Origin of the sequence: Latilactobacillus sp. VITA-14 (assembly GCF_046580785.1) — a bacterium.
Taxonomy (GTDB): domain Bacteria; phylum Bacillota; class Bacilli; order Lactobacillales; family Lactobacillaceae; genus Latilactobacillus; species Latilactobacillus curvatus.
In genome coordinates this window covers 115974-128892 of sequence record NZ_JBJKTM010000004.1, presented here as the reverse complement: position 1 = coordinate 128892, position 12919 = coordinate 115974, and the positions used below count along the sequence as shown (strand labels likewise).

9 protein-coding genes and 2 pseudogenes are annotated in these 12919 nt (G+C 41.2%); 10 read left to right on the top strand and 1 reads right to left on the bottom strand.

Annotated features, from left to right (window positions below; translation table 11 throughout):
- The 4 genes and pseudogenes from ACF1X7_RS03255 to gltX all read left to right on the top strand — a co-directional run.
- Positions 1–204 (top strand): annotated as a pseudogene (locus tag ACF1X7_RS03255) (IS30 family transposase); the annotation flags it as partial.
- A 115-nt stretch (positions 205–319) separates the two neighbouring features.
- Positions 320–1051, top strand: coding sequence for a GntR family transcriptional regulator (locus ACF1X7_RS03250; protein WP_411162420.1), 732 nt, complete (start codon positions 320–322; stop codon positions 1049–1051).
- A gap of 179 nt (positions 1052–1230) precedes the next feature.
- Positions 1231–3594: a phosphoketolase gene (locus ACF1X7_RS03245; protein WP_221276750.1), complete on the top strand. Its 2364-nt coding sequence runs from the start codon at positions 1231–1233 to the stop codon at positions 3592–3594.
- Positions 3595–4000: 406 nt separating this feature from the next.
- Positions 4001–5488: a glutamate--tRNA ligase gene (gene gltX / locus ACF1X7_RS03240; RefSeq protein WP_064776887.1), complete on the top strand. Its 1488-nt coding sequence runs from the start codon at positions 4001–4003 to the stop codon at positions 5486–5488.
- A gap of 302 nt (positions 5489–5790) precedes the next feature.
- On the opposite strand, the gene ACF1X7_RS03235 is transcribed toward gltX, so the two are convergent.
- On the bottom strand, positions 5791–6642 hold the full coding sequence (locus ACF1X7_RS03235; RefSeq protein WP_069468442.1) for a MurR/RpiR family transcriptional regulator: 852 nt from the start codon (positions 6640–6642) through the stop codon (positions 5791–5793).
- A 149-nt stretch (positions 6643–6791) separates the two neighbouring features.
- Here ACF1X7_RS03235 and gnd point away from each other — a divergent pair, with 149 nt between their 5' ends.
- The 6 genes and pseudogenes from gnd to ACF1X7_RS03205 all read left to right on the top strand — a co-directional run bounded on the left by gnd (position 6792) and on the right by ACF1X7_RS03205 (position 12834).
- The gene (gene gnd, locus ACF1X7_RS03230) at positions 6792–7691 is read left to right on the top strand and encodes a phosphogluconate dehydrogenase (NAD(+)-dependent, decarboxylating) (protein ID WP_039098326.1); all 900 of its coding nucleotides are present in this window, start codon (positions 6792–6794) and stop codon (positions 7689–7691) included.
- Between the two features lie 51 nt (positions 7692–7742).
- Positions 7743–9287, top strand: a complete 1545-nt coding sequence (gntK, locus tag ACF1X7_RS03225; protein ID WP_064776889.1) for a gluconokinase — start codon at positions 7743–7745, stop codon at positions 9285–9287.
- A 44-nt stretch (positions 9288–9331) separates the two neighbouring features.
- Positions 9332–10230, top strand: a pseudogene (locus ACF1X7_RS03220) (gluconate:H+ symporter).
- The gene (locus ACF1X7_RS03215; RefSeq protein WP_004265114.1) at positions 10151–10363 is read left to right on the top strand and encodes a gluconate transporter; all 213 of its coding nucleotides are present in this window, start codon (positions 10151–10153) and stop codon (positions 10361–10363) included. The pseudogene ACF1X7_RS03220 and the gene ACF1X7_RS03215 overlap by 80 nt, the downstream one beginning before the upstream one ends.
- 269 nt (positions 10364–10632) lie before the next feature.
- Positions 10633–12030, top strand: coding sequence for an Nramp family divalent metal transporter (locus tag ACF1X7_RS03210; RefSeq protein ID WP_064776890.1), 1398 nt, complete (start codon positions 10633–10635; stop codon positions 12028–12030).
- 102 nt (positions 12031–12132) lie between these two features.
- Positions 12133–12834 (top strand): MgtC/SapB family protein, encoded by a 702-nt coding sequence (locus ACF1X7_RS03205; protein ID WP_004265015.1) that lies wholly within the window; start codon positions 12133–12135, stop codon positions 12832–12834.
- The last annotated feature ends 85 nt before the right edge of the window (positions 12835–12919 follow it).

Sequence of the window (12919 nt, the reverse complement as noted above, 5' to 3'; positions counted from 1 at the left end):
TATACGCCAGCTGAACGTGGTAGTAATGAACGCTTTAATCGGAATTTACGTTATTTTTATCCTAAAGGGACTCGTTTTGAGCACATTAGTGCTCAAGATTTAACGACGACGTTACTCCAAATTAACCAGCGACCGCTTAAAATACTTGACTGGCAAACACCGTATCAGGTTATGCTGACAAATTTGTCCAAAAATTCGGATTAAATTTGCAATCTACCAAATAATCAAGCATTTTTCATTTATCCGGACTGTTTGTAGACGACTTTTAGGAATCATGTATAATAAGCTTGAGATAAAATGATTTATAAAGGAGTTTAGCATGGCCGACTTAGTTTATCAGAATATTATCGCGGACTTAAAAAAAGCGATTAACGCAGAATCATTTCCCAGAATGAAATTACCCGATGAACGGACGTTGACTGAACACTATCAAGTGAGTCGTAGCTCGGTCAAACGTGCGTTAAACGTTATGGCTAATCAAGGGATCATTTTCAAAAAACGGGGTTCAGGAACCTTTATTAATCCACTTTATTTAAAGGGTGGCTCGTTTTTTAATTACAATGGCTCTAACCTAGGGGTTACCGACAGTTTTAAAGCCGGTAATCGGACACCGGGGATTAAATTATTAGATTTCCAAGTCATCAAGCCGAGCGCGGAATTGCAACGAGACTTGTTCCTGAAACCAGATGATTTTGTTTACGAAATCAAGCGTCTCCGGTTGTTTGATGATGAACCATTCATGATTGAAACGGGCTTCATTCCGATTAAGGTAATGCCCGAATTGACCGAAAAAATTGTGTCGAGTTCAATCTTTAACTACTTGGAAACCGAGAAAAATCAAGAAGTCACACGCGCTTTCCTGTCAATTTTCGCGGAACCATCAACTGATGATGATCAAGCGCACTTAAAGTTGAAACCGACGGAACCAGTTGGCATCATGGAAGGGATTTTCTTCTTAGACGATGGGACACCGTTTGAATTTTCAACGATGCGCCTGCACTACCAATACATGAAATATAATACATTCGTTACGGTTAGCGGTCGCGAATAGGGCCGCTATTTTTAGATTCAAAAAATTGGTACGATCCAATATTAAAAATGGTTGACTTTTTTAAAAAGTTTAGTATGATAAGAGAGTAGTCAGAAACAACAAAGTTGCAAAAGCTGCGACTGGAACTTAAAGTAAAGCTATTAGGAACTTTTTTAAAATTAAAAAGGGGTGCTATTAAAATGACAGATTATTCAAGCAAAGAATACCTTGCTAAAGTTGACGCATTTTGGCGGGCTGCAAATTATATCTCAGTTGGTCAATTATACTTAAAAGATAACCCACTATTGAAACGTCCTTTGGAAGCAAAAGATGTTAAGGCAAAACCAATTGGTCACTGGGGGACAATCTCAGGCCAAAACTTCCTATATGCTCATTTAAACCGTGCAATTAATAAATATAACTTAAACATGTTCTACGTTGAAGGCCCAGGTCACGGTGGTCAAGTGATGGTCTCAAACTCATATTTAGATGGTAGCTATTCAGAAATCTATCCAGAAATTTCTCAAGATGTTGAAGGGATGAAGAAATTATTCAAACAATTCTCATTCCCAGGCGGCGTTGCTTCTCATGCGGCTCCTGAAACACCTGGTTCAATCCATGAAGGTGGCGAACTTGGTTATTCATTATCACACGGTGTTGGTGCGATTTTAGATAACCCAGACGTGATTGCTGCTGTTGTTGTGGGTGATGGGGAAGCTGAAACTGGCCCATTAGCTGCATCATGGTTATCAAGCACATTCATCAATCCTGAGAATGATGGTGCTGTCTTACCAATCTTGAACTTAAACGGTTTCAAGATTTCTAACCCAACAATTCTTTCACGCAAGAGTGATGAAGAATTAACGAAATACTTCGAAGGCAATGGTTGGGAACCAATCTTTGTTGAAGGCGACGACCCTGAAAAGATGCACCCAGCAACTGCTGCTGCAATGGATGAAGCCATCGAAAAAATCCAAGCAATTCAAAAGAATGCGCGTGAAAACGGCGATTCATCTCGTCCAGTATGGCCAATGATCGTCTTCCGCGCACCTAAGGGTTGGACTGGTCCTAAGACATGGGATGGCGTACCAATCGAAAATTCATTCCGTGCGCACCAAATTCCAGTGCCAATTGACAGTGCTGACATGCAACATGTTGATGCATTAGTAGATTGGATGAAATCATACCGTCCAGAAGAATTGTTTACAGAAGCAGGTCAATTAAAACCTGAAATCGCAGAAATTGCACCTAAAGGCGATCAACGGATGGCTGCTAACCCAATCACCAATGGCGGGATTGATCCTAAACCATTACGCTTACCAGATTACCGTGATTATGCTGTGGATAATTCGGAACACGGTAAAGTCGTTGCGCAAGACATGATTGTTTTAGGCGAATATGTTCGTGATATCATCAAAGACAACGATCAAAATAAAAACTTCAGAATCTTCGGCCCTGATGAAACAATGTCAAACCGTTTGAACCATATTTTTGAAGCAACAAACCGTCAATGGATGGAACCAATCAAAGAACCAAACGATCAATACATGGCAACAGAAGGCCGTGTTCTTGATTCACAATTATCAGAACATCAAGCTGAAGGTTGGTTAGAAGGTTATGTCCTAACTGGTCGTCATGGTTTCTTTGCAAGTTACGAATCATTCTTGCGCGTTGTGGATTCAATGTTAACACAACACTTCAAGTGGTTACGTAAGGCTGATGAACAAGCATGGCGTAACAAGTATCCTTCATTGAACGTGATTGCCACATCAACTGTTTTCCAACAAGATCACAATGGTTACACACATCAAGATCCAGGTATCTTAACACACTTAGCTGAAAAGAAACCTGAATTCATTCGTGAATACTTACCTGCTGATGCTAACACGTTGTTAGCAACAATGGATACTGTCTTCAAGAGCCAAGAAAAGATCAATTTAGTGGTTGCTTCAAAACACCCACGTCAACAATGGTTCTCAATTGACGAAGCAACAGTCTTAGTTAAGAATGGTTTGAAGATTATTGACTGGGCAAGTACAGACCAAGATGCTGAACCAGATGTTGTGATTGCAGCTGCTGGGACAGAACCAACACTTGAAAGTTTGGCTGCAATCTCAATCTTGCACAAACAATATCCTGACATGAAGATTCGTTTCATTAACGTTGTTGATTTATTGAAACTTCGTTCACCTAAAGTGGACCCTCGTGGTTTAACAGATGAAGAATTCGACATGTACTTTACAAAAGACAAACCAGTGGTCTTCGCATTCCATGGTTTCGAAGGCTTAGTACGTGATATCTTCTTTGACCGTCACAACCATAACCTTCATGTTCATGGCTACCGTGAAAATGGTGATATTACAACACCATTCGACATGCGTGTCTTGAATCAAATGGATCGTTTCAGTCTATCTAAAGAAGTTGCAGTTGACGTACTTGGCGATCAAGCTGGTCAATTCGCACAATCAATGGATGACATGGTTGCTAAACACAATCAATACATTCGCAATGAAGGTACTGATTTACCAGAAGTTGAAGAATGGCAATGGACACCACTCCGTTAATGCGGTGAGAGTGCGTCACTAACGGTTTGCTTTTAAGCATTTGCCTAATCAGGCGGATTGCCGGTAAAGCCGGTGATGTGACTGATGTAGCAAGGCGCAGAAAGCAGTTAGTGTAAGCACGTTTAAGTGGAAGAGTGCGTTTGAACTGGTTATCTTCTGAGCATTAACTGGATTTGACGAATTGACGATGTAATCGTCGATTTGGCAAATTTGGTTAAGCGCAGGAAGGTGGTTCAAAAAGCACGTTTAAATGATAGAATTCTACTATCAGAAGAAGGGTCTGGGACAAACATACTTTTGTCCTAGATTCTTTTTTTGTGGATTAGTGGTCTCTGAGCCTTTATTTTTAGGCATAATAACGGTAAACTAGTAGACAAGTATAATTTTAGAAAGAGGCGTTTTTTTTATGGCAAAAAATAAAATCCGAGTGCGGTATGCGCCAAGTCCAACAGGTCATTTGCACATCGGGAATGCTCGTACAGCATTATTTAACTATTTATTTGCACGTCACAACAAAGGGACTTTCGTGATTCGGATTGAAGATACTGACACGAAAAGAAACATTGCTGACGGTGAAAACAGTCAGTTAGATAATTTGAAGTGGCTAGGTATGGATTGGGATGAAGGTCCAGATAAGCCTGGTGACTTTGGTCCTTATCGTCAATCAGAACGTCGCGAAATTTACACGCCTTTAATTGAAGAGTTAGTGGCTAAGGGATTAGCTTACGAATCATACAAAACAGAAGATGAATTAACTGAAGAACGGGAAGCCCAAAAAGCAGCTGGCGAAGCACCACGTTACATCTACGAATACGAAGGTATGAGTGATGATGAAATTAAGGCTAGCCAAGAAGCTGCTAAAGCAAAAGGCTTACAACCAGTTGTTCGTTTACGTCTTCCTAAGGATCACGTTTACAAGTTTGATGACATTGTTAAAGGTGAAATCAGCTTTGAATCAGATCGTTTAGGTGGCGACTTTGTCATCATGAAACGCGATGGGATGCCAACATATAACTTTGCCGTTGTCGTTGATGATCACTTGATGGAAATCACCCATGTCTTGCGTGGGGACGATCATATCGCCAACACGCCAAAACAATTGGCTGTCTACGAAGCCTTTGGTTGGGAACCACCAGTCTTTGGCCACATGACATTGATCATCAATACTGAAACAGGTAAGAAGTTAAGTAAACGTGATGAATCAGTGCTTCAATTTATCGAACAATACCGCGAATTGGGTTACTTACCAGAAGCGATGTTTAACTTTATCGCCCTATTAGGTTGGTCACCAGTTGGCGAAAGCGAATTGTTCAATCGCCAAGAATTCATCAAACAATTTGATCCAAAACGTTTGAGCAAATCACCAGCTAGTTTCGATCAAAAGAAACTCGAATGGGTGAATAACCAATACGTTAAACAATCAGATCCAAACAAAATCATGGATCTTTCGTTAGAAAGCTTGATTAAAGCGGGTAAAATCGCTGAAAATCCTGATAGCAAAACGATCGAATGGGCCCGTCATTTGATTGCGTTATACCAAGATCAAATGAGCTACACAGCTCAAATCGTTGAAATGTCAGATGTCTTCTTTGAAGAACCTGAACAATTAGACGCCGAAGCGCTTGAAGAATTAAATAACGAAACAGCACCCGTTGTTTTGAAGGAATTCAGCGAACGCTTGAAAGATTTAACATTATTCACAGCACCACGGATTATGCAAATCATTAAAGGCATCCAAAAAGATACGAAGATTAAAGGCCGTCAATTGTACATGCCAATTCGGATTGCAACGACTCGCGAAATGCATGGTCCATCATTACCTGATTCAATCGAATTGTTAGGTAAAGACCGTGTCCTAGCCCACCTTGAAAAGACATTAGCAGAAATTAAATAAAGTACGTTTGAAACGGGTAGCTTCTGAGCATTAACAGGATTTGACGAATTACCGATGCAATCGGCGATTTGGCAAATTTGGTTAAGCGCAGGAAGCTGTTTAAAAAAGTACGTTTAAGAATAGAGTGCGTTTGGTTGCGTTCAGCAACTGAGCATTAATAAAAATTGGTAGTTATCCAGAATTCAGGATGACTACCAATTTTTTATTAAGCGGAAGTTGGTGCAACCAAAAAGCACGTTTAGATGTTCAAAATAGAACAGCAAAAAAGCTGAGGTTGAAGTATTTCTTCAACCTCAGCTTTTTTATTTTTGTCTAGTCCGATCAATTTCAGTCCGAATGGCTTTGAAACTTTGTTCTGTTTGTGGGCCATTATTAACGGCGACCATCATAAACAGACTATCGACGATACTGATTTGTGCAATTAACGCGTGTAGTGCTTCGGCGCGGTAATTGGTTTCTTCGGAAATGGACAACAGTGTCACATCACCCAATTTAGCGAGGGTTGAATTGCCAAAACTGGTGATGACAATCAGTGGAACGTGACGTTCTTTTAAGATGCGTGCAATTTCTAAAGCATCTTTATTTTGACCACTATGTGAAATAATCAGCGCACAGTCTTGTTCGGTGAGTTGGGTGGCCTGCATCAATTGTAGATGGTAGTCTTGGCTGTAAAAAGTTGGAATCGCAGTTCGTAAAAATTTGTGGTAGCCATCTTGAGCGACGATTCCAGAAGCGCCCAAGCCAAATAAACTTAAGCGCTTGGCCTGATTGATATAATCAACGGCTTGCCGTAATTGCGCTTCAGTCAGTAGTGAACGAGTTGCTTTGAGCGCATTAGTATTGGATGCGAAAATTTTATCGGCCATGGTCAGATAGTCATCATTATTACTAATTTCATGGAAGAGTGGATTATCTGTTGGGGTTGCTTGTTTAGCAAGTAACGCCATTTTAAGTGCCTGGAAGTTTGCGAAGGTCAACATTTTGGCGAAACGGGAAATAGTGGCTGTTGAAACACCACAGTCAGCCGCAAATTCTTGAATCGTTAAACTTTGATTGAAATGTTCAGTTTTTAAGATGTAATCTGCGATTTGTTTGTATTTTTCACTTAAATTCGTGTAGTACGCACGGAGTAAGGAATCGATGTTTTGTGTCATTGAAGTGCCCCCCTGTTATCGATAGTATAGCATAAAAAACAATGAAGAAAATTATTTTCTAAAAAACGGTTGATTAAAGAAAAAAATTTACATATAATAAAGACATTAATAAAAGTGACATGAAATTGTGGATAAGGGGACTGGCAAAGATGAAATTAGCAATGATTGGTTTAGGCAAAATGGGGATTAACTTGGTCGCTAACTTACGACGTAATGGGCACGAGGTTGTCGCCTTTGACTTAAATGAAGCAGCGGTTCAAGAAGCAACCCGCTTAGGTGCATTACCTGCAAAGGATATTGATGATGTGGTGGCACAATTGCCACAACCTAAAATTGTGTGGAGCATGTTACCTGCTGGTAAGCCAACACAAGCCACAATCGAAACGTTAAGTACTAAATTGACAGCCGGTGACATTGTCATTGATGGTGGTAATTCATTTTTCGAAGATTCTAAACAACACAATGCATTGCTTGCCGCAAAAGGGATTCATTTCTTCGATGTCGGAACTTCTGGTGGGATGAGCGGTGCTAACGCAGACGGAAACTTCATGATCGGCGGTGACAGCGCGGAAGTCTTCAAACAGATTGAACCGATTTTTAAAGATATTGCTCAAAAAGACGGCTATCTCTATACCGGGAAGGCTGGTAGTGGCCATTATCTCAAAATGGTGCATAATGGAATTGAATACGGCATGATGCAATCTATCGCTGAAGGATTTGATGTGTTATCACATGGTGAGTTTGAATATGATAACGAAGCGGTTGCTAAGGTTTGGAGTAATGGTTCTGTGATTCGCGGTTGGTTGATGGAATTAGCGGAATCTGCTTTTGCAAAAGACCCTAACTTAGAAGGCTTAAAAGGTATCATGCACTCATCTGGTGAAGGAAAATGGACATTAGATGAAGCCTTGAAATTACAAGTCCCAACACCGGTCATTGGTTTATCATTGATGATGCGGTATCGTTCACTTGAAGATGATACATTCACTGGTAAAGTTGTTGCTGCTTTACGAAATGAATTCGGCGGCCATGCAGTTGATAAGAAATAAGTGGTATCCTAATAAGTAGTCAGTAAACATCACATAAACGAGGTAATTATGATGAAATATATGATTGGTGCGGATATTGGAACAACAAGTACGAAAGCGGTTTTATATGATTTAAAAGGGAATGTTAAAGCTTACGCAAACGTTGGTTATCCTTTATATCAAACCGTACCCGATATGGCAGAAGAAGATCCGGATGAAATTTTTAATGCAGTGTTAGAAGTATTACGACAGGTGATGCGCAAGGGCAACGTTCAAGCCGGCGAATTACAGGGCGTTAGTTTCTCGGCTGCGATGCACAGCTTGATTCTGATGGATGCAAATGATCAACCGCTAACTCGGGCAATTACTTGGGCGGATAATAGAGCTGCTAAAGCAAGTCAACAATTGAAAGAAAATGGGTTGGGCCAAGCCATTTATCAACACACTGGCACACCAATCCATCCGATGGCGCCACTTTCAAAACTGATTTGGCTGAAAGAAGCGCAACCCGAATTGTTCAACCAAGCTAGTCAATTCATCGATATTAAAACGTATGTCTTCCAAAAACTTTTCCATACGTATCAAATGGATTATTCAATCGCTTCAGCAACCGGCTTGTTCAACATTTTTAATTTAGATTGGGATCAACAAGCCCTTGAAGTGGCTGGTGTCACACGCCAACAACTACCTGAATTAGTCGAACCAACGGATTATGTTAAAGGGATTGACCCGATCTATGGTGAATTAACCGGCATTGGTGCTGAAGTGCCATTTATCTTTGGCGCCAGCGATGGGGTTTTATCAAACTTTGGGGTAAATGCAATTGATCCAGGCGTAGTCGCCGTTACTATCGGGACAAGCGGTGCCGTGCGAGTGGTTGTTGATCATCCAGTGGTTGATCCAAACGGTAAGTTATTCTGTTACGCCTTAACCAAGGATAAATGGGTGGTCGGTGGACCGGTCAATAACGGGGGAATTGTCTTCCGTTGGGTGCGCGATCAACTTTTTGCACCTGAAAAAATCACGGCTGAACAAATGCATGTTTCAACATACGATATTTTGACACAAATTGCGGCAGAAATTCCGGCTGGTTCAGATGGACTCTTATTCCATCCTTACTTGGGTGGCGAACGGGCACCAATCTGGGATGCAGATGCACGTGGAACATACTTCGGTTTGACGCGGCAACATACGCGGGCGCACATGGTGCGTGCAGCGCTTGAAGGCATCGTTTATAACTTATACATAGTGATGCTGATGATTGAAGGTGTGGCAGGTAAACCAAAGAGTATTCAGGCAACGGGTGGCTTCTCCCGTTCAGAATTATGGCGCCAAATGTTGGCGGATGTCTTTGAACAAGACGTCACGATTCCAGAAAGTTTCGAAAGCTCATGTTTAGGTGCTGCTGTCTTAGGGATGTATAGTTTAGGCTTAGTGGATGATCTATCAGCTGTCAAAGAAATGGTTGGTGTGACGAATGTGCATCATCCAGAAGAAGCCAACTTTGAAGTTTATCGCGAACTATTACCAATCTGGATTCGCTTAACACGGGAATTAAATACGGAATACGGCGCAATTGCTGACTTCCAACGCAAACATATGCAAGTTAAAGAGTAACGAAGTGAACTGGGTCTGAAAGCCCAGTTACTTTTAACAATATTATGATAGCGCAAACATTATTGAAAATAGGGAAAATTATGGCATTAGTAGTCCTATTATTGGGTATTATCTTATTACTCGCCCTTATTATTCGATTTAAGATCAATACGTTTATCGCTTTAGTTATAACGGCAATGGCCGTTGGGGTTGGCCTAGGTATGCCATTAACGGACATTGCAACCAGTGTTCAAAACGGGATTGGCGGTCAACTTGGTGAGCTCTCAATTGTCTTTGGCTTTGGTGCCATGATGGGGCGGTTAGTTGCCGACGCTGGTGGCGCGTTTAGAATCGCGCATACCTTAATCGATATGTTCGGTAAAAAAGACTTCAAATTGCAATTATGTTGGCTTCGTTCATCATTGGGATTGCCTTATTCTTTGAAGTTGGGATGGTCTTGTTAGTACCAATCGTTTTTGCGATTGCAATCGAAGCAAGTGTGTCAATTTTGTACCTTGGAATTCCGATGGCTGCAGCACTTTCTGTCACACATGGGTTCTTGCCACCCCATCCAGCACCAACAGCAATTACCTCAGCTTTAGGGGCAAATGCTGGTCACGTATTGTTATATGGGGTCTTAATTGCGATCCCTTCAGTGATTATTGCCGGTCCATTATTCATTAAGATTGCAAAACGCTTAGTATCAGATGCGTTCGCGCGCCAAGGTAATCTGACGGCACTTGGGCCTCAGAAAACCTTTAAATTAGACGAAACACCGGGGTTTGGAATTAGTGTCATAACCTCATTATTCCCAGTCATTTTGATGGCTGTCACCACGATTTATCAAATGGCCTTTAACGGCGGCGGGCTTGGTCTTACCACTAATGCAATCAGCCGGTGTGAACCCTGCACTGATGGTCCTTTCAATTGGGGCCGGCAGTTTAGCGGCTTCTCACGTGAATGATGCCGGGTTCTGGATGTTCAAGGAATACTTTGATTTAAGTGTCAAAGAAACCCTTGCAACTTGGACAGTTTTGGAAACATTGATTTCGATTGTTGGGTTAATTGGCGTTTTACTATTAAGTTTAGTCGTCTAAATAAAAGTTAAATGACATTGGCTGTTAAAGACAGTCAACGTCATTTTTAATAGCACTTAAGGTGGGCAATTATTTGTAATCGGTTACCTAAAAAAACGCTGAGAAACAGCTTTTTTTTAATCTTGTTCAGGGACAACATCAAAGAGATATGATAGAATGGGTAAGGATTAATTTGAACACTGGAGACGATTAGAGTTAGGTCATCCTAAAATCAAAGTCATTGAATCCTAATAGTTGAACGACTCAATCGAAGAGAAAGAGGTACTTATATGGATAAGAAGCAGCGAGAAGATTCACAAAAGGGTGAACTTAATCAACAAAAGCATGAGAAATTCATACACTATGCTGATGGCACGAGTCTTGAAGAAATTAATAACACGGTTGCGATTCCCAAGAACGCTGGTTTTTGGCGGACGTTGATGGCCTTTATGGGACCTGGTGCGTTAGTGGCCGTTGGTTATATGGATCCAGGGAACTGGATCACGTCAATCGCCGGTGGTGCGCAATACGCATACACCTTGATCAGTGTGATCCTAGTATCAAACTTAATTGCGATGTTATTACAAGCAATGGCAGCGCGTTTAGGAATTGTGACCGGAATGGATTTAGCGCAGATGACGCGGGCCAAAACCGGTAAAAAGATGGGGATTTTTCTCTGGATTGTCACCGAATTAGCAATTATGGCGACCGACATCGCCGAAATTATTGGTTCCGCAATTGCGTTAGAACTGATTTTCAACATCCCATTGCTCTGGGGTGTCTTAATTACCGCATTTGACGTCTTGCTATTATTACTATTAATGAAACTTGGTTTCCGGAAGATCGAAGCGATTGTCGCAACCTTGGTGGCCGTTATTTTATTCGTTTTCTTATACGAAGTGATTCTAGCGCAACCAAATATGGGCGACGTAATGCGCGGATTTGTACCAAGTACACGGATTGTTACCAACCAGAAGATGCTATTCTTGGCATTAGGGATTGTCGGGGCAACCGTTATGCCGCATAATCTCTACTTGCATTCGTCAATCGCACAAGCACGTCAATATGACCGTGACGATTACGCCGAAAAGAAGAAAGCAATCAAGTTTACAGTCATTGATTCAAACATTCAATTATCAGTCGCATTTATCGTTAACTGTTTACTCTTAGTTTTAGGGGCAGCAATGTTCTTTGGAACTAACAGTGATTTAGGACGATTCGTTGACTTATTCAATGCTTTACAAAACAAAGAAATTGTTGGGAGCATTGCTAGCCCAATGTTGAGTTTACTCTTTGCCGTTGCTTTATTAGCTTCTGGTCAAAATTCAACCATCACAGGGACACTTTCAGGACAAATCGTCATGGAAGGTTTCGTTCGCATGAAGATTCCATTGTGGGCACGACGGGTGATTACCCGTGGGTTATCAATCTTACCTGTTATTATTTTCACGGTTTACTACCATGGGAACGAAGCACAAGTTGAAAACCTCTTGATTTACTCACAAGTCTTCTTGAGTGTTGCATTGCCAGTCTCGATGATTCCATTGACAATGTTCACGAGTGATGAAAAAATCATGGGCCCATTCGTTAACCGCCCTTGGGTGAAATATACGGCATGGTTTGTCACAATTGTGTTGACGCTTTTAAATATCTATTTGATTCTACAAACAATCGGCCTAGTTGGCTAATGAATAGGTGCTCGTTAATCCGTAAATTGATATGGATTGACGAGCGCTTTTTTTGTTCGGTATGCTAGACTAGAGATAAGGTATTATTTTGGAGGGATTTTATTGTTTGAAGTAACGAGTGTGCATATCATTATTCGACTGCTACTGGCAACCTTAATTGCTGGGATTATCGGATCTGATCGGGAATATAAGAACCGCCCAGCCGGAATGCGGACACACATTCTGGTCTGCATTGGTGCGTGTGTGATTGCGATGATTCAGCAGGAAATCGCAGCGCAAAACGTTCAATTTGCATTAGCGCATAGTGCGATTAGTACCACTATTCGTTCTGATCAAGCACGGCTGATTGCACAAGTTGTCAGTGGGATTGGTTTTTTAGGAGCTGGAACGATTATTGTCACCCGCCACAAGATTCAAGGATTGACGACGGCGGCCTCACTTTGGGCTACTGCGGGATTAGGACTTGCAATTGGGATGGGCTACTATCAAATTGCGGTGATCAGTGCGGTCTTTGTCATTTTCGTGATTGTCTTCTTGAAAAAGATTATTCACATCAATACGTTGAAAAAAATCGAAATTAAGTATAAGCATAAATTGGAAACCAAGGAGTTTATTCAGAGCTATTTTGAACAACATCAGATTCAAATTCGCGATGTGAACTTCTCAGTAACGCAAAACGAACGTGATACGATTTACACTAACGTCTATCGCATCGAAATTCCCCGGGAAATGCAATATGCAGAAATTGTGGAAGATATCTCGATGAATAAGAACATCATGACGATTCGAATGGTCAGTGTCTAAAAGAGTGCGCAAGCAGGCGTTTATATTTCGAGTATTAACTGGATTTGTCTGCAATCGCCGATGCGACAAGTTTGGTTAAGCACAG